This window comes from Pseudodonghicola sp. (assembly GCF_048268305.1).
Lineage (GTDB): Bacteria > Pseudomonadota > Alphaproteobacteria > Rhodobacterales > Rhodobacteraceae > Pseudodonghicola.
In genome coordinates this window covers 146,615-164,119 of sequence record NZ_JBLWVT010000004.1, presented here as the reverse complement: position 1 = coordinate 164,119, position 17,505 = coordinate 146,615, and the positions used below count along the sequence as shown (strand labels likewise).

Here is a 17,505-nt window from a genome sequence, read left to right as displayed (position 1 = left end):
CCAGAGGGCGAAGAATGAGAGAAGACATGAAAGATACTGCCACGGGATCACAGGGGCGCCTGAGAATCGGCATCGACGTCGGCGGAACCTTCACCGATTTCGTCATGGCCGATGCCGACACCGGCCGCGTCGCGTTGTTCAAGGAGCCCTCCACCCCCGATGACCCGTCGCGCGCGCTGATCGAGGGGCTTGAAAAGTTCCTCGATCGCGAGGGCGTCGGCCCCGAGGAAATCGGCGGCCTGATGCATGGCACCACCATCGGGTTGAACGCCATCATCCAGCGGCGCGGCGCCCGGATCGGGCTGATCGTGTCGAAGGGCTTTCGCGACATCCTGGAAATCGCCCGCTGCCGCATGCCCTCCTCCTTCGATCTGCACGCCGACAAGGAGGTGCCATTGGTGCCCCGCGCCCGGGTGATCGAGATCGACGCCCGTTTCGACCGCGCCGGCCGACTGAGCCGCGAGCCCGACGCCGCCGAACTGGACCGGGTGGCGCAGGAGATTGCCGCGCTCAACCTCGACGCGGCGGCGCTGATGCTAATCAACGGCTATGCCGATCCCGAGACCGAGGGCCGCATCGCCGCCGCCCTGTCCGACCGGATCGAGGCGCTGTCGATCACCTCGGCCGCGACGATCTGGCCCGAGATCCGCGAATACGAACGCACCCTGGTGGCTTGCCTGAACGCCTATATCCAGCCGCTGATGGACGCCTATTTCAATCGCCTCACCAAAGGGTTGGAGCGGATCGGAGTGACCGCGCCCCTGCTGGTCACCGCCTCGAACGGCGGCAGTCTCTCGGTCGGCTCGGCGGTGGCGCGGCCGGTGGAAACCATCCTGTCCGGCCCGGCCTCAGGCGTGATGGCGGCGGTGCGGCAGGCCAGCCAGTCGGGGATGCAGAACATCATCACCTTCGACATGGGCGGCACCTCCTCCGACATGGCGGTGGCGACCGATGGCGTCGCCGGCATCGCCACCCGCACCGATATCGGCGGCCTGCCGCTGGTGCTGCCGGTGGTCGACGTGAACGCCATCGGCGCCGGTGGCGGCTCCATCGTCTGGGCCGATGCGCTGGGCATCCTCAAGGTCGGCCCGCACAGCGCCGGCGCCTTCCCGGGCCCGGTTTCCTACGGCCAAGGGGGCACCGAACCGGCGGTGACCGACTGTTTCATCGCCGCGGGCTTCATCGATCCGGCGAATTTCGGCGGCGGCCGCATGCCGCTTGATGGCGAGGCCGCCCGTGCCGCGCTCGATACCGTGGCCGAACGCATCGGCATGACCGGCGACGACCGTCCGGCGCGCCTGGCCGAAGGGGCTCTCTCGGTCGCCTCGGCCGGCATGGCGGGGTCACTGTTCCGCACCATGGCCGAACGCGGGCTCGACCCGCGCGATTTCGTGCTGCTGCCCTTCGGCGGCGCCGGGCCGACGCATGCTAACCTGCTGGCCGAGGAGATCGGCATTGACCGGATCCTGGTGCCCCAGGCAGCCGGCGCCTATTGCGCCATGGGCGCTGCCGGCGCCGATCTGCGGCGCGATTTCGTCCGCTCGCTGCGCGTCGCGCTCAGTGCCGAGACCGCCGCGCAGACCGAAGGCGTCTTTGCCGCGCTGGAGGCCGAGGGCAACGCCTGGCTCGACGCCGAGCTGCCGCTGATCGAGGGGCGCCGCGCCGAACGCTCAGCCGACATGCGCTATGCCGGCCAGGCCTATGAGCTGCGGGTGGAACTGGAGCCCGGCGCCGATGTCGTCGCCCTGGCCGAGGCCTTCCACCGCGAACATGAACGGATCTATGGCTTCCGCGACATCGGCGCCCCGGTCGAGATCGGCACCATCCGGCTGGCCATGATCGGCGCCGGCCATCCGCTGGCCGCCTCTGCCGCCACCGGCGTCGATGGCGCCGCCCCGGTGCGCGTCCTGCGGCCCCTGTTCCACAAGGGCGCCTGGCACGAGGCCCGCATCCATGATCGCGAGACGCTTGGCGCCGGGGCCCTCCTGCCCGGCCCGGCGGTGATCGAACAGCCAGAGACCACCACCGTCATTCTTCCCGGTTGGACCGGCACGGTCGACGCCCGGGGCAATATCGTCATCGAAAGGACCAAGGCATGACGCAGGAGACCCTGGACCCCGTCCTGCTCGAGATCCTCGGCAACAAGTTCGCCTCGGTCACCGAGGAGATGTGCCTGACCCTGCAGCGCACCGGACGCACGCTCTATGTCAAGGAAACCGCCGATTTCGCCTGTGCGCTGGCCGGGGCGGATGGCCGGTTCTTCGCCTATCCCCGCTCGATCGGGGTTTCCGGCTTCGTCGGGCTGGAATGCCTGCCCGCGATCGAGGCCGCGGTCGCCGCCGGCGGACCCTTGGAGCCCGGCGACGTGATCCTGACCAACGATCCCTATCGCTCGGTCGGGCTCGCCACCCACCTGCCTGATCTCCATATGATCGAGCCCTATTTCCACGATGGCGCCATCGTCGCCTATGGCTGGTGCTTCGTTCACTGTTCCGACGTGGGCGGCCGCGTCGCCTCCTCGATCTCGCCGGTCAATACCGAGATCTTCCAGGAGGGGCTGCGCATCCCGCCGGTCAAGCTGATGAGGCGGGGCGAGATGTCGGCCGAGGTGAAACTGTTCCTCGACGCCAATTCCCGCACCCCCGAGGCCAATATGGGCGACATCCGCGCCATGCTCGCTTCGCTGGCGACCGGCCGGCGGCGTCTGGCGCAGATGCTGGAACAGCACGCCGCGGCAGAGCTGGCCGTGGCGCAAAAGGCGCTGATGGACTATGCCGCCGGCAAGGCCGAGGCGGTGCTGCGGCAAATCCCCGAAGGCCGCTACAGCTTTTCCGACTATCTCGACGACGATGCCGCCAGCCGGTTGCCGGTGCGCCTGTCGGTGACGGTTGAGATCGCCGAGGGCAAGATCCATCTGGATTTCACCGGCACCGATCCGCAGGTGGCGACCGCGATGAACATCCCCTCTTGCGGGCGGCCGCATGCCTGGCTGACGCTGCGGATGCTGGCGCTGGTGCAGACGCTGGACCGCCACGCGCCGCTGAACGCGGGTCTTTTGGCGCCGCTGTCGGTCACCACGCCCAAGGGCAGCCTGGTGAACCCCGAGGAACCCGCCGCCACCGGCGTGCGCCATGCGGCAGCGATCCGGGTAAACGACATCCTGAACGGCGCCTTCGGCCTGGCGTTGCCCCAGGTGATGCCCGCCGCCGCCTCGGGCACGGTGATCCCCATCGTGATGAGCGAACCGGCCGCCCATGGCGGCCGCATGGTGCAGGTGATCGAACCGCTGATCGGCGGCACCGGCGCACGGCAGGGGCATGACGGCGTCGACGGGCGCGACAGCGGCATTTCCAACCTTGCCAACAACCCGGTCGAGACGGTCGAAGCCGAGCTTGGCGTCGAGGTGCTGCAATACAGCCTGCGCCCGGATTCCGGCGGTGCCGGCCAATGGCGCGGCGGCTGCGGCATGGAGCTGTCGTTCCGGGTGCTGACCGATGGATCCCACGTGCTGGGCCGCGGCATGGAACGGCTGCTGTTCCGTCCCTGGGGGCAGGCCGGCGGCCAGCCCGGGCTGCCCGGATCGCTGGTGGTGAACGAAGGCCAGCCGCGCGAACGCCGCTTGGGCAAGATCGACGTGCTCGAGGTCGAGGCCGGCGATATCGTCACCTTCCGCACCCCCGGCGCCGGCGGCTGGGGCGATCCGATGCAGCGCGACCCGGCGGCGGTGCTGGCCGATATCGAGGCCGGCTTCGTCACCCCGGATGCCGCGCGGCGCACCTATGGCGTGGCGCTTTGCGCCGGGCAGCTCGACCTGGAGGCGACCCGGGCGCTGCGCAGCGACACCAAGGGCGCCACGGGCACCATCTTCGGCCCCGAACGCGACACCTGGGACAGCATCTTCAGCCCGGCGCGGATGGATCGGCTGAACGCCGCCCTGCTGGCGCTGCCGCTGTCGCGCCGCCACAGCCGCCGGCGCGAGATCTTCGAAACCGTGCTGGCCGATCTCCCCTCGACCTTCCCCCGCACCCCCGCCAGCGACACCCAGCGCGAAGCGGCGGTCAAACGTCTTGAAACCTGTCTGAGCACCCTGTGAACCAGAGCCGGGAGCGACCGGCCACATCCCCAACGGAGAGCCCGATGAAACTGAACAGACGCACCTTTCTTGGCAGTGCCGCCGCCAGCGGCCTGATCGGCCTGAGCGGCCAGCCCCTGCGCGCCGCCGGTGGCACGCTGAACGTCACCGCCTATGGCGGCGTGTGGGAAAAGGCGATCCGCGATTGCTTTGTCGCCCCCTTCGAGGCCAAGACCGGTGCCACCGCCACCGTGTCGCTCGGTGGGCCGGCGCAATGGCTGGCCCAGGTCGAGGCCAATCCGGAGACCCCGCCGCTCGACGTGCTGATCATGACGCCCGATCTGGCCGTGATCGCGGCCGAAGGCGATCTGATGGACGATTTCACCGTCGACAAGCTGCCCAACCTTGCCAATATCCCGCAGGAGTTCACCGACGCCTGTCTCGGCAAGGGGACCTATTTCGACTATGGCGTCGGCGGCATCACCTACAACAAGCAGACGGTTGCAGAGCCGCCGAAAAGCTTTGCCGCCTTCGTCGATCGGGTGTCAGCCGGCGAATTCGTCGCCTCCGTTCCCTCGATCTCCTATGGCGTTACCCCGGTGTTCTTCATCTGGGCGATGAACCACGCGCTTGGCGGCACCGTCGACAATGTCGACCCCTTCTTCGCGGCGATGGCGAAGATGAAACCGAACCTGGTGTTCTGGGCCGGGCCGAACGACTTCTTCAACCACCTGGCCTCGGGCGAGGCCGATCTGGGGATCTATTTCGACGGTCGCACCTGGAACCATGTCGACGAGGGGGTCGACTGGATCGACTTCATCAATCCCGAAGAGGGCGGCGCGATGACCGCAGTGGCGATCCAGAAGCCCAAGCATGCCTCGGATCTCGCCTGGGACTATCTGAACGAGGTGCTCGCGGCTGAGAACCAGGCCAAGTTCGCCGAGATCCTGAATTACGGCGTCACCAACACCAAGGTGCAGTACAGCGAGAAGCTGGCGTCGCGGGTCACGCCGCTGAGCAAGGCCAACCTGCCGCCCTATGCCGAGATCGCCCGCGTTCGCAATGCCTGGGTCGATCGCTGGAACCGCGAAATCGGCATGTAACACTCATCTCCCGCCGGGCCACCGGCGGGAGCCCCGCCCTGAGGAACCGCCATGTCCGACACCGCATCCCTTGCCGCCCGATACCGCCGTGCCCTGCTGCTGGCGCCGGCGCTGGTCTTTCTTGCGGTGTTCTTCGTCATGCCGCTGTTCGACAATTCGCTGCGCTCGTTCCGCGACGATGCCGGCGGGATCACTCTGGCGCGCTATGTCGCCTTCCTGACCGACCGTTTCTATCTGGGGGTCATCGTCGAGACCGTGGCGCTATCGGCCGCGGTCACCGCGATCTCGGTGGTGATCGCCTATCCGGTGGCCTATGTGCTGGTGCGCAAGGCGGGGCGGCTCTCCGGGCTGATCATCTTCCTGCTGATCGCACCTCTGCTCACCTCGATCATCATGCGCACCTTCGGCTGGCAGGTGCTGTTCGCCCGGCGCGGGCTGGTCAACCAATGGCTGGTGCATGACCTCGGCCTGCTGGACGCGCCACTGCGCTGGCTGAACACGCCCGGCCTCGCCATCGCCGCCCTGGTGCATGTGCTGGTGCCCTTCGCGGTCCTCTCCATCGCCTCGGTGCTGCAGGGGGTCGACCGCCGGCTGGAGGAAGGCGCGCTGATCCTCGGCGCCTCGAAAATCCGCACCTTCTTCGAGGTCACCCTGCCGCTGACGCTCGACGGGGTCGGCACCGGCGCGATCCTGGTCTTCATGATCGCCACCGGTTCCTTCGTCACCCTGGTGCTGCTGGGCGGCGGGTTCCAGACGCTGCCACTGCTGATCTATCAGCAGTTCAACACCACCCGCGATTTCGCGCTGGCCTCGACCATGAGCACGATCCTTCTGGTCATCGCCGTCGCCTGCCTGTGGCTGCAACTGCGCCTGGTCCGGCGCCAGGGGGTCTGAGATGAAACTGATCGACACGCTCCTCTGGGTTTTCACCATCGCCTTCTTCATCTTCATGATGCTGCCGATCCTGGTGGTAGTGGTGATCTCCTTCACCTCGGCCGGCTATGCCGCCTTTCCGATCCCGGGCTGGTCGCTGAAATGGTTCGCGCGGATCTTCGACTACCAGCCCTTCATCGACTCGCTCTGGGTCAGCCTGGAGCTGGCGGTGGTCGCCACGGTGGCAAGCTGCATCTTGGGCATTCCCGCCGCGCTGGCCCTGTCTCGCAGCCGTTCGGGCTGGGCCACCGCCTTGACCACCTTCCTGTTATCGCCGCTGTCGATGCCGATGATCGTGATCGGCTTCGCCTCACTGTTCTTCCTTTCGGCGATGGGCTTCGGGATTTCCTTCCTGGCGCTGACCATCGTCCACACGGTGATCTGCCTTCCTTACGTGATCCGCACCGTCACCGCCGTCTATCGCACCGTCTCCCCGGCCTATGAGGAGGCGGCGCTGATCCTCGGCGCCTCACGCGTCACCACCTTTCGCGAAGTCACCCTGCCGCTGATCCGCCCCGGCATCGCCGCCGGCTGCCTGTTCTCTTTCCTGACGTCTTTCGACAACCTGCCGGTCAGCTATTTCTTCGGCTCGGCCCAGACCAACACCCTGCCGGTGGTGATGCTGGCCTATATGGAGCATCAGTTCGACCCCTCCATTGCCGCGCTCTCGACGCTGCAACTGGCGCTGGCGGTGGTGGCTCTGCTGGTCGCTGACCGGCTCTATGGGATCGAGAAGATGACGGTGGCGACCTGACCGCAACCGGCGGCGGGCCCTCTTCGATCGTCATGGGGAAGAACTGGGCCGGCGCGGGATCGGCGCAGGGCGGCACGATCCTGTGTTGAACGGCGGCGGGTGGCCGACCAGCCCCCGGCCGCGCCGGATATCGCCGCATCCAGATCTTGCGGATGCGGAGGCAAAGGGGGAAGCGGCGGCCGTTCACCGCCCCTCCCCCGACGCCAAGGCGCCTATTTCATCGCATCGCGGATCAACCGGCCGAGACGGGCGATGCCGTCGTCGGTCTTCTCCTTCTCGTGCAGCGAGAAGCTGAGCCGCAGGGTATTGCCATGGGTGCCGTCGGCATAGAAGGCCCGGCCCGGCACGAAGGCGACCCTTTCGGTCTTGAGCGAGGTTTCAAGCAGATCCGCGCCGTCCAGCCCCTCGGGCAGTTCCAGCCAGATGAACATGCCACCTTCGGGATGGGTCCAGGTGACGCCCGCGGGCATCTCGCGCTCCAGCGCCGCCAACATCAGGTCACGGCGACGGCCATAGATCTCGCGCAGGCGGGCGACATGGGTGTCGAAGCTCTTCGCCGCCACCTGGGCAATCGCCATCTGGTTCAGCGTCGCCGAATGCAGATCGGCGGCCTGTTTCAGCAGCACCAGCCGGTCGATCACCTCGCGCGCGGCGACGATCCAGCCCACCCGCAGCCCCGGCGACAGGGTCTTGGAGAAGGAGCCGGAATAGACCGTGTGGCATTTCTCGATATCGCCCTTGCGCTCGATCTCCAGCGCCAGAACCGGCGGGATCGCCTCGCCATCATAGCGCAGCTGCTGATAGGCGCCGTCCTCGATGATGGCGCAGTCCAGCTCATCGGCCAGGTCGATCAGCCGCTCGCGCTCCTGCCGCGTCAGGCTCAGCCCGGTCGGGTTGGCGAAATCGGCAGAGAGATAGGCGAACTTGACCCGCCCGCCGGCATCGGCCGCAGCCGCCTGATATTGCGCCGCGGTGCGGTTGCCGCGCAGCGACAGCCGATCATAGACGGGCTCATAGGCGTTGAAGGCGCCGAGCGCGCCCAGATAGGTCGGCCAGGAGACCAGCGCCGTGTCCTGGGGGCTGAGCAGCAGCTTGCCGAGGTAATCCAGCGCCTGCTGCGAGCCCGAGGTGATCAGGATGTTCTCTTCGGTGCAGGTGATGCCAAGCTGTTCCATCCGGCCGCGAATCCAGGTCCGCAGCGGCAGGTAACCTTCGCTGACCGAATATTGCAGCGCGACATGCGCCGACGTCCCCGACAGCGCGTCGGACATCGCCTGGGAGAAATCCTCGGCCGGGAAAAGCGCCGGGTCGGGAATGCCGCCGGCAAAGGAAATGATATCCGGCTGATCCAGCAGTTTCAGCAGTTCCCGGATTTCCGAGGCCTTCATGCGAAGGGCCCGAGACGCCAGTATATCAGACCATTGCACCGATCGTTCTCCTTGCCAGCCCCCGGCCGGGACTTGCCTTATCTGCGGGGGAAAAATTCATCGACCTGCCTTGTGCCATCGGAAAGAAAAGTTCAAGCGGATTGGCACGAGCAAAGCCCACAAGCGGTAAAATGTGAACGCAGCGAAATAATCCGCAAGCGCCGCGCCCGCTACCCTTCCCCGGACCCGCCCTGCCGACGGGGGATGTCGTCGCGGGGCGACACGGTCTGGCGTTCGATCATCCGGTGCACCCTGAGCGGCAGCGGCCCCTTGTGCAATGCGCGGATCTGGTCGAACACCCCGGCGTCGGCATGAGTGCGACGTTCGTTGTGGCGGATGTATTCGACCCAGGTGGGCACGTGATAGGATTCGGTCCACAGATCGGGGTTTTCCAGATCTCGCAGCAACGACCATTGCTGCGCCCCGTCGCGAACACGGACCCGGCGGCGCTGGCTCATCAGCTCGAGAAACCGCGGCACATCGGCCTGGTCGATCTCGTAATCCACCATGATCATGATCGGTCCGCTGCGCGGGGTGATATCCAGTTGCAGCGGCGGTTCGGTGAAGCGGTTGAGCGGATCCAGGTTCAATTCGTGAGAATCCGGCAAAGGCGCCACAAAACCCACTAGGATGCCGACGAAAAGCGCGCCACAGGCGATGAAAAGCGCCACGTTCAGCCCGGCGTTTTCTGAGATCGCCCCCCAGATCCAGCTGCCCGCCGCCATACCGCCGAAGGTGCCGGTCTGATAGAGCGCCAGCACCCGCCCGACCACCCAGCGCGGCGTCGACAGCTGCATGGTCACATTGAACAGCGACAGCGAGATCACCCAGCAGAAGCCCGCCAGCAATAGCGAGATGCCGCTGAACAGCGCCGAGGAGCTGAGCGCCAGCACCAAAAAGGTGATGATGAACCCGGCAAAGCCAAGCTGGGTGATCACCTCGTTGTGGAACCGCTCGCGCAGCCGGCTGTTGGCCAGGGCGCCCCCCACGGCGCCGAAGCCGAAGCAGCCCAGCAGCACACCATAGGTAAAGGCATTGCCGGCCAGATGGTCCCGGACCACCAGCGGCAGCAGCGCCAGCACCGCCACGGCGGATACCCCGAAGATGCAGCCGCGCAGGATGATGCGAATCAGATTGGGCGACAGCGCGACATAGCGCAGCCCGGCGGCAAAGGCGCTGCCGAAGGGTTCGCGCGGCAGTTTTCGCGGCGGTCGCTGCGGTTGCCAGCTGAACAGCGCGGCGATGATGGCGATATAGCTGAAGGCATTGACCGCAAAGGCCGCCGCCGCCCCGGCAAGGGCCACGATGGCACCGCCCGCCGCCGGGCCGACGCTGCGCATCATGTTGAATCCCATGCTGTTCACCGACACCGCTGCCGGCAACTCCTCCCGGCTGACGATATCGCCGACCGAAGCCTGCCAGGACGGTGTGTGCAGCGCCGTGCCGCAGCCGATCAGGAAGGTGAAGGACAGCAGCAGCCAGGGCGTCAACAGCCCCTCATAGGCCAGAAAGGCGAGCATGATGGAGACCACGCACATGAAACCCTGTGCCCAGAGCATGATCTTGCGGCGGTCGTAATTGTCGGCGAAGACCCCGGCGGTCAGCGAAAAGATCATGATCGGCAGGGTGACCGAGGATTGCACCAGCGCCACCATCGACTGCGACGAGGTGAGCGTCGTCATCATCCAGGCGGCGCCCACCGATTGCACCAGCCCGCCGAAATTCGACGCCAAGGTCGCGATCCAGAGCATCCGGAAGGTTCGGTTGCGAAAAACCACGAGCGTCGGAACGGAATTGGGCATCAGGTCTCTCCGCCGGGCGAGGGCGCCATTTCTGTGAAGCCAGGTATCTGCCCCGCGCCTTTGACGCGGGAACTTTTAAGGTATGGGGATCTCTGCGAAATCTGGCAAGCCCGCAGGTGATCGGGGGCGAGATCCCGCAGGCGAATTCCCTCCGACCCGGTCCCGTCGCACCACGGTCAGGGATTATGCAACCGCGCGGGATCACCGCCCGTTGTCGCGCTTTGCCGCCCCAGGGGATTGACCGGCGGGGCCGAACAGAGAATGCCTTTGGCATGGCAATGCAGCGGAGCAGAAGATGACAGCCGATCTGATCAGTGAACTGCGGACCCTTCTGGGGCCGGCCGGCTGCCTCACCGGCCCGGAGATGGCCGAGGTCGCCAAGCTGTCGGACAAGACGACCGAGGTCTCCGAGGCTGAGCTGCCGGTCGCCCTGCTGCGGCCCGAGAGCGTCGAACAGGTGTCGCAGGCGCTGGCGATCTGCCATCGCCACAACCAGCCGGTGGTGCCCCAGGGCGGCATGACCGGGCTGGCCGGCGGCGGCAATGTCGGGCCCGGTGAGGTGGCGCTGTCGCTGTCCCGGCTGAGCGGGATCGAGGAAATCGACCCGATCGCCGGCACCATGACGGTGCGCGCCGGCACCGTGCTGGAAACCGCGCAACGCGCCGCCGAGGACGCGGGGTTCCTGCTGCCGATCGACCTCGGCTCGCGCGGGTCGTGCCAGGTGGGTGGGGTGATTTCCACCAATGCCGGCGGGCTGCGGGTGATCCGCCAGGGGATGACACGCCAGCACCTTCTGGGGATCGAGGCGGTGCAGGCCGATGGCACCGTGCTGTCACACCTGTCGAAGGTCACCAAGGACAACAGCGGCTATGCCCTGGGCCAGTTGATCGCCGGATCAGAAGGCACGCTGGCGGTGGTGACCCGGGCGGTGCTGGCGCTGAAACCGCTGCCCCGCGCGGTCGAGACCGCGCTTTGCGCGCTGGACAGCTTCGATGCGGTGATCCGCCTGCTGGAACGTGCCCGGCGCGATCTGGTGCTGTCGGCCTTCGAGGTGATGTGGAGTGACTTCTTCATCTTCGGCGGCGGCGAGGGCCTGTTCCCCGAGGTGCCCCCCTTCACCGTGATCATCGAGGCCGAGGGGGCCGGACTGATGGAAACGCTCGAGGCGGCGCTGGAGGAAGGCTATGTCCAGGACGCGCTGGTGGCGCAATCCCTGACCGATGCCCGCCGGTTCTGGAGCCTGCGCGAATTCGGTGCGCCGATCCGGCCGATCGTCAACCTCTACAATCTCGACATCAGCCTGGCCGTCGGCGACATGGAGGCCTTTGCCACCGCCTGCGCCGCCGAGCTGAGGGCCGAGGTGCCCGGCATCATCATCTACATCTACGGCCATGTCGGCGACGGCAATCTGCATCTGACGCTTGATCTGCCCTCGACCGACCCGTCGCTGCCCGAACGGATCTGCCGCATCGCCTATGGTCATGTGCGGGCGCGCAATGGCTCGATCTCGGCGGAACATGGCATCGGCACCTACAAGCGCGACTGGCTGCCCTATTCTCGCAGCCCGGCCGAGATCGCCGCGATGCGGGCGATCAAGGCGGCGCTCGACCCCAGGGGGCTGCTGAACCCGGGCAAGGTGATCTGAGACCCGGGACATGTCTTCAACGCGCTTGACCAAACGATCAAAATTTCGCCATCTGCTCACTGTCGCGCCTTGTCGAAACCACCCAGGGTTGCGACGATCCCCTTCGTAGCCTGGCGCGCTGCGCCACGATGGTTGGTGAGACAATGAGCGGTCCTGACGAAGACGAGTCTTTCCGGACATCCCTTCTCTATTGGGTCGGCGCGTTCGAACAGCTCGCCAACCAGCAATTCTTGCGAGAGACCGGTGGAGGGAAATCCGCAGTGTCGATCTGGCGGACGCTGTCGGTCCTGTCCGAGATGAACGGGTTGACGATTTCCGAATTGTCCCGCCAGACCCGGATCGAACGCACCGCGCTGAGCCATCTGCTGACGCAGATGGAGCAACAGCGGCTGATTGAACGCCGCCCACGCGCCGGCGACCGGCGCACCATCGAAGTGCATCTGCGCCAGGCCGGGCAAGACACCTTTCAGCGAATGCGCCCGATCCGCCGTGCGGTGTTGAACCGGGCCACCGAAGGGTTCACCCCGGATGAGCTGGACGGCCTGATGACGATGCTGCTCAGGCTGGTCGACAACCTCAGGACCGCCGACACTGGCGGTTAGCCCCCGGCCCCGGTCGGTGTTGTTCTGCGGTTTCCGGTCGCGTTCCGGGCATTTCCCCTTGCGAAACCGCATCCCTCCTGATTTGCTTTATACATAAAGAGAATTCAGGGCACTCCTCAGGCTCCGCCATGGTGAAGATCGCGACAGAGCCACCCCAGAATGGATGCGCCCCGTCAAACCGTTGAGACCGCCCATGACCACCGACACCCCGGCCGTATCCCGCCCCACCCCGCTGACCCGCGCAGAGCTGCCCAAGGATCTGTGGTCGCACCCGATCATCTTTCGCCATGGGCAATGCGATCCGGCCGGCATCGTCTATACGCCAAAATTCTTCGACGTCTTCAATCAGGCCATCGAGGCCTGGTTCTGCGAACGTCTCGGGCTGAACTATTATGATCTGCTGGGGCCGCGTCGGCTGGGTCTGGGATATGCGCAGGCGTCGGCGGTCTTTTTTGCCCCTTGCAGGATGGGCGACCAAGTCGATATCTTTATTCGAGTGGCAAAAATCGGGACGAGTTCTTACAGCTTGACCCTGCACGCCATGAAAGGCGAGAATGAAGCCCTGCGCGGGGAGTATACGACCGTGACGACATCACTGGAAACGCTGCGCCCCATTCCCATTCCCGCAGACATCAAAGATGCTCTGACCACTTATTACGAACACAGCAATTCACTTACATAAAAACGGGATTTAGACATGAGCCTTCCTTCCCTCCCTCTGGCCGATGATGATCGGCACGACATCCTGGTCGAGGGGGAGGCGGCCTTGACAGAGCGTCAGCAGGCCGAGACCCGGTTCTGGCTGCAGGTGCTGAAGGTGCACCGGCTGATCTTCGATGACCTGAACAGCGCGCTCTTGTCGGGTGCCGGGCTCAGCATCGCGAAATTCGATGTCCTGGCACAGCTTTACCGCTTTCGCGACGGGCTTTCGATGAGCGAGCTTTCAACCAATCTCAAGGTCACCAACGGCAATGTCTCGGGCCTGATTGCCCGGCTGCAAAAGGACGGCTACGTGACCAAGACGGTCGCGCCCGGCGATCGCCGGTCCTTCCGCGCCGCGATTACGAAAGAGGGGCTGGCGGTTTTCCAAAAGGCGCTGCTTTTGCATCGCGGCGAAACCGCGCGCAAATTGCGCAATATCCCGCTGCATGAAATCGAAAGGATGGCGAGCGGACTGAAACACTTTTCGGAAGAGATCATAGATTCCGAGACAGAAAGCGCCAAGGCCGCCGAATAAATCCGGCGACAATCAGACATCCGAAAATCTTTTCCGCCATTTCGAAATCATATCCGGAAAAATTGATTCATTTAAGAAGTATCGGGGCGGCTTCTAAGCCAACCCGAATTGGTCCACCGGCCCGTGGCGGAATAAAAAACCCCGCCGGGTCGCCACCCGGCGGGGAAAGTCGGCCAGACCTCACACGCAGAACGATCTGACCGGGCATAGACCCGCGAAGAAAGGGACGTCCCTCCGCGGGCCCATGAACTCAGTGATGGCCGTGCTCCGGGCCGGTGATCGTCAGCCCGGCGGCAGGGCTTTCCAGATCATGGGCGTTCTGCCCCTCGGCCGGGATCTCGACCCAGGCGTTTGACCCCGTGGCGCAATCCTGCACCACCGGGAAATAGACCGTGCTGCCTTCGGGAAGCGCATCGGTCAGCTTGGCGCGAAAGACGAATTCATCGTACCAGTCATCCGGCAGCTCGCCGGTCCAGATGATTTCCTTCACCCCCTCGCTCAGCGGCGTGCCGTAATAGTCATAGGTGGCCGCATAGGCGCCGGTGACGGTTTCCAGCCTCCAGCCGGGCTTGGGCATCGGCTTGACCGCGATCACCCCTTCGGGGATCGTCACCCGCAGCACTTTCGTCGCCTCCCCCTCGCAGCCATGGCCAACCCGCAGCACGGCCTTGTAGGTCGCGCCCTGCGCCGCCTGCTGCTGTTCCAGCGTCACATGGGCCATCGCAGCCGGCGCGGTCAGTGCAAGCGCGGCGAGCGTGGTCAGAATTCGGTTCATCGTGTTCCTCCTCGGGGCATCAGAGTGGATTGAGGTGGCCGGCATGCCCAACCGGCCCAGAGCGTTCGGCCCTGGCGGGGGCGCGGCTCTGTTTTCGGACTAATCGGAAGACAGCACATCACCCCGACCCCGGGATCGGCCGACAAAGGGCAGGATCAGGTCAGGGATGGCTGGGGGTGGGTCAGACCAGCGGTGGCGCCCGCAGTCCCAGCGCGGGATCGAGCACGGCACGCACGGCACGGCTTTCACGCGGGGCGATGACCCGCGCGACATAGCGATATTCCGCAAGATAAAGCGTTTCGGCCGGATCGAGAACAAGCGCGCTGCCGGTCAGATGACAGGCCGGGCAGCCATGATCGGCCAGGCCGTCACCATCGCTGTCGCCGCAGATATCGGCGGGATTGCCACCTGCCAGCACATAGGCAACCAGCGCCTCATGATCCGCCGAGGGTGGCCGATGGGCAAATCCCAAGGCACCCGTCGCAACGGCAAGGATCAGCACCAGCAAGATCCCGAGCGATCGAAGGCGGCCATTCAAGGTCATGCGGCAAACTCTGCCCGGTTTCCCGGACAAAGGCAATTCCCCGCCGCCCGCGACAGATCAGCCCGCCTCAGGCGCCCTGATCGGGAAAGGTGAAATCCGGCAGATGCCCGAAGGCGTCGCGCAGCGCGATGCCCCAGCCATTCGAGATTTCCTCGAAATAAGGGTCATGCTGCTGGATGCGGAACAAGCGCCCGGTCCGCAGGCTGTCGCGCTCATAGACATGCACATCCAGCGGCAGGCTGACCGAGAGGTTCGCCTTGATGGTGGAATCGAAGGAGACCAGCAGAAGCTTGATCGCCTCTTCAAAGGTCATCTCGGGATTATAGGCCCGGACCAGGATGGGGCGGCCATATTTGGTCTCACCGACCTGGAAATAGGGGGTATCAAAGCTCGCCTCGATGAAGTTCCCCTCGGGATAGATCAGGAACAGCCGCGGTTCTCCATCCTTGACCTGACCGCCCAAAAGCATCGTCGCGTTGAAGGTCGCATCGGCCCGCTGCCCGACTTCGGCATGGGTGGCGATCACCTCCTTCAGCGTATTGCCGACCAGGGTGGCAACCTGGAACATCGACTTGGCCTCGAGAATGCCGGGCTGGCGCGCGGCGGGCTCCTTGCTGCGTTCCTCCAGGAGGCTGACCACCGATTGCGTGGTCGCCAGATTGCCGGCGGTCATCAGGGTGATCGACCGGTTCCCCGGCACCTCCCAGGTGAACATCTTGCGGAAGGTCGAGATATTGTCGACGCCCGAATTGGTGCGGGTGTCCGACATGAACACCAGCCCCTTGTTCAACATGAGTCCCACACAATAGGTCATTTGACGGCACCTCTTTAGCGACCGCGCCTATCAATCAGCCTATTGCTGGACTTGCAAGGAAACATGCAGCCTCTCGCCACCCGCGCCTTGCCGCAGCCCATGCACCGGAGCGGCATCGCGATAATCGCGCCCGGTTGCCACCCGCACATAGCGGGCATCCGGACAGATGCTGTTCGAGACGTCGAAACCGACCCAACCCAGCCCCTCTGCCCAGACTTCGGCCCAGGCATGGGCGGCATCCTGATCCACCAGATCCTCGACCAGCAGATACCCGCTGACATAACGCGCCGGATAGCCAAGCAACCGGGCCACGGCGATCATGATATGGGCGTGATCCTGGCAGACTCCGCGGCCGGCGGCCAGAGCCGCCTCGGCGGTGGTGGTGCTGTCGGTATGGCCGGTTTCATACTCCACCAGTTCGGAAATCTCGGCCATCAGCGTATGCAGCGGCTCCACCCCGCCAAGTTCCTTGAACTCACTGCGGATACGGCTGGCCAGATGTCGAAGCTGCGCCCCGCTCGCGGTCAATGGCGTCGCCTGGCGAAACAGCCAGAGCGGGGCGAAACCGCGATGCGGGCCGATGATACCATTGCGATCCTCGACCTCGACCACACCGTCGATCACGATCTCGACCCTGGTTGTGCCGGGCTCGATCGTGACCAGCTCGGTCAGATTGCCGAACTGATCCTCGAAGCTCAGCTCCTTCTTGCCGCCGGTGATGGAGGTGGACCATTCGATCACCTCCTGCCCGTCGCCGCTCTGTGGCGTCATCCGCAGTTGCTGCAGCGCGTAATAGACCGGCAGCTCGAATTCATAGGTGGTCGCGTGGGTAATCTTCAGCCGCATTTATCTCATCCGTAGAAGCGGAAGTCGGTCTCGATATGGTGAGAAAGGGTGCCAGTGTCGGCGATCAACGCGCTGAGAAACTCGTGCAGCCCCTCGTCGAAGATCGACTCCACCGTCGCCTTGTCCAGCCGTGCGCAAATGCGTGACGCCTGCACCTGGCTGTCCTGGCGTATTCCGTATTCCTCTTCCAGGAGATCCAGATACTGGCCGATCTTCAGATAGCAGAAGGCCAGCGATCGCGGCACCCGCTTGTCGAGGATCAGGAATTCGGCGATCCCCTGCGGCGTGACCTCTCCCCCGTTCAGCCAGTGATAGGACCGTTCCGCCGACACCGACCGCAGGATCACCTCCCATTGCACATTGTCCATGCTGGAGCCGACGAAAGAGGCCGAGGGCAGCAGCACATAGTATTTCACGTCCAAGATGCGCGCGGTGTTGTCGGCCCGCTCGATGAAGGTGCCGAGCCGCGAGAAGGCATAGATATCGTTGCGCAGCATGGTGCCATGCAAGGCGCCGCGCACCACCGAGGTCCGGTTGCGCACCAGCGTCAGCGTCTCATGCAGGTTGCGTTCGGTCACCGGCCGCGCCAACGCCGCCTTCAGGTCCATCCAGCATTCGTTGACCGCCTCCCAGACCTCGCCCGACAGTGCGGTGCGCACCATCCGGGCGTTCGATCTTGCCGCCTCGATCGCGCTCATCACGCTGGAGGGGTTGGAGCGATCGCGCAGCAGAAAGTTGATCACGCTGGGCGCGTCATAACTGTCGTTCTTCTCCAGAAAGGTGGCGTTCATCCCGGCCGTGGTCAGGATCGATTCCCATTCGTTCGACCCGTCGTCATTCACGTGGGTCAGCGCGATGTACCAGCCTGCCTCAAGCAGGCGGGCGGTGTTTTCGGCGCGTTCAAGATAGCGGAACATCCAGAACAGTCCGCCGGCGTTCTTTCCCAGCATC

Annotated in this window: 16 protein-coding genes; 9 read left to right on the top strand and 7 right to left on the bottom strand. The window is 65.0% G+C overall.

The annotated features are described in order from the left end of the window. Nucleotides 1–26 precede the first annotated feature (26 nt). The 5 genes from ACN0V4_RS08930 to ACN0V4_RS08910 are packed head-to-tail and all read left to right on the top strand — an operon-like array spanning nucleotide 27 to nucleotide 6,862. Nucleotides 27–2,099, top strand: coding sequence for a hydantoinase/oxoprolinase family protein (locus ACN0V4_RS08930; protein ID WP_417675170.1), 2,073 nt, complete (start codon nucleotides 27–29; stop codon nucleotides 2,097–2,099). Continuing rightward, complete coding sequence (locus ACN0V4_RS08925) at nucleotides 2,096–4,093, top strand: hydantoinase B/oxoprolinase family protein (RefSeq protein ID WP_417675168.1); 1,998 nt, start codon at nucleotides 2,096–2,098, stop codon at nucleotides 4,091–4,093. Before ACN0V4_RS08930 ends, ACN0V4_RS08925 begins: the two co-directional genes overlap by 4 nt. A 44-nt stretch (nucleotides 4,094–4,137) precedes the next feature. Next, entirely contained in the window at nucleotides 4,138–5,175 is a 1,038-nt protein-coding gene (locus ACN0V4_RS08920; protein WP_417675166.1) for an ABC transporter substrate-binding protein, read from the top strand. Nucleotides 5,176–5,226: 51 nt separating this feature from the next. Then, nucleotides 5,227–6,069, top strand: coding sequence for an ABC transporter permease (locus ACN0V4_RS08915; RefSeq protein ID WP_417675164.1), 843 nt, complete (start codon nucleotides 5,227–5,229; stop codon nucleotides 6,067–6,069). Between the two features lies 1 nt (nucleotide 6,070). Continuing rightward, on the top strand, nucleotides 6,071–6,862 hold the full coding sequence (locus ACN0V4_RS08910; protein WP_417675162.1) for an ABC transporter permease: 792 nt from the start codon (nucleotides 6,071–6,073) through the stop codon (nucleotides 6,860–6,862). A 212-nt stretch (nucleotides 6,863–7,074) separates the two neighbouring features. Here ACN0V4_RS08910 and ACN0V4_RS08905 read toward each other — a convergent pair whose 3' ends face one another. Next, complete coding sequence (locus ACN0V4_RS08905) at nucleotides 7,075–8,289, bottom strand: PLP-dependent aminotransferase family protein (RefSeq protein WP_417675160.1); 1,215 nt, start codon at nucleotides 8,287–8,289, stop codon at nucleotides 7,075–7,077. A 170-nt stretch (nucleotides 8,290–8,459) separates the two neighbouring features. Next, nucleotides 8,460–10,091: an MFS transporter gene (locus ACN0V4_RS08900; RefSeq protein WP_417675158.1), complete on the bottom strand. Its 1,632-nt coding sequence runs from the start codon at nucleotides 10,089–10,091 to the stop codon at nucleotides 8,460–8,462. Between the two features lie 295 nt (nucleotides 10,092–10,386). Here ACN0V4_RS08900 and ACN0V4_RS08895 point away from each other — a divergent pair, with 295 nt between their 5' ends. The 4 genes from ACN0V4_RS08895 (at nucleotide 10,387) to ACN0V4_RS08880 (ending at nucleotide 13,575) form a co-directional block, all read left to right on the top strand. After that, entirely contained in the window at nucleotides 10,387–11,736 is a 1,350-nt protein-coding gene (locus tag ACN0V4_RS08895) for an FAD-binding oxidoreductase (RefSeq protein ID WP_417675156.1), read from the top strand. A 143-nt stretch (nucleotides 11,737–11,879) separates the two neighbouring features. After that, nucleotides 11,880–12,338 carry a MarR family winged helix-turn-helix transcriptional regulator gene (locus tag ACN0V4_RS08890; protein ID WP_417675154.1) on the top strand — a complete coding sequence of 153 codons (459 nt, stop codon included), beginning with the start codon at nucleotides 11,880–11,882 and terminating at the stop codon, nucleotides 12,336–12,338. A gap of 193 nt (nucleotides 12,339–12,531) precedes the next feature. After that, nucleotides 12,532–13,020: an acyl-CoA thioesterase gene (locus ACN0V4_RS08885; RefSeq protein WP_417675152.1), complete on the top strand. Its 489-nt coding sequence runs from the start codon at nucleotides 12,532–12,534 to the stop codon at nucleotides 13,018–13,020. 15 nt (nucleotides 13,021–13,035) lie between these two features. Continuing rightward, nucleotides 13,036–13,575: a MarR family winged helix-turn-helix transcriptional regulator gene (locus ACN0V4_RS08880; protein WP_417675150.1), complete on the top strand. Its 540-nt coding sequence runs from the start codon at nucleotides 13,036–13,038 to the stop codon at nucleotides 13,573–13,575. A 250-nt stretch (nucleotides 13,576–13,825) separates the two neighbouring features. On the opposite strand, the gene ACN0V4_RS08875 is transcribed toward ACN0V4_RS08880, so the two are convergent. The 5 genes from ACN0V4_RS08875 to ACN0V4_RS08855 all read right to left on the bottom strand — a co-directional run bounded on the left by ACN0V4_RS08875 (nucleotide 13,826) and on the right by ACN0V4_RS08855 (nucleotide 17,504). Further along, complete coding sequence (locus ACN0V4_RS08875; protein ID WP_417675148.1) at nucleotides 13,826–14,350, bottom strand: YcnI family protein; 525 nt, start codon at nucleotides 14,348–14,350, stop codon at nucleotides 13,826–13,828. 181 nt (nucleotides 14,351–14,531) lie between these two features. After that, nucleotides 14,532–14,894 carry a hypothetical protein gene (locus tag ACN0V4_RS08870; RefSeq protein ID WP_417675146.1) on the bottom strand — a complete coding sequence of 121 codons (363 nt, stop codon included), beginning with the start codon at nucleotides 14,892–14,894 and terminating at the stop codon, nucleotides 14,532–14,534. A gap of 67 nt (nucleotides 14,895–14,961) precedes the next feature. Further along, nucleotides 14,962–15,708, bottom strand: a complete 747-nt coding sequence (locus ACN0V4_RS08865) for a peptidase (protein WP_417675144.1) — start codon at nucleotides 15,706–15,708, stop codon at nucleotides 14,962–14,964. 39 nt (nucleotides 15,709–15,747) lie between these two features. Beyond that, complete coding sequence (locus tag ACN0V4_RS08860) at nucleotides 15,748–16,554, bottom strand: transglutaminase family protein (protein ID WP_417675142.1); 807 nt, start codon at nucleotides 16,552–16,554, stop codon at nucleotides 15,748–15,750. Between the two features lie 5 nt (nucleotides 16,555–16,559). Further along, entirely contained in the window at nucleotides 16,560–17,504 is a 945-nt protein-coding gene (locus ACN0V4_RS08855) for an alpha-E domain-containing protein (protein WP_417675684.1), read from the bottom strand. Nucleotide 17,505: the final 1 nt, after the last annotated feature.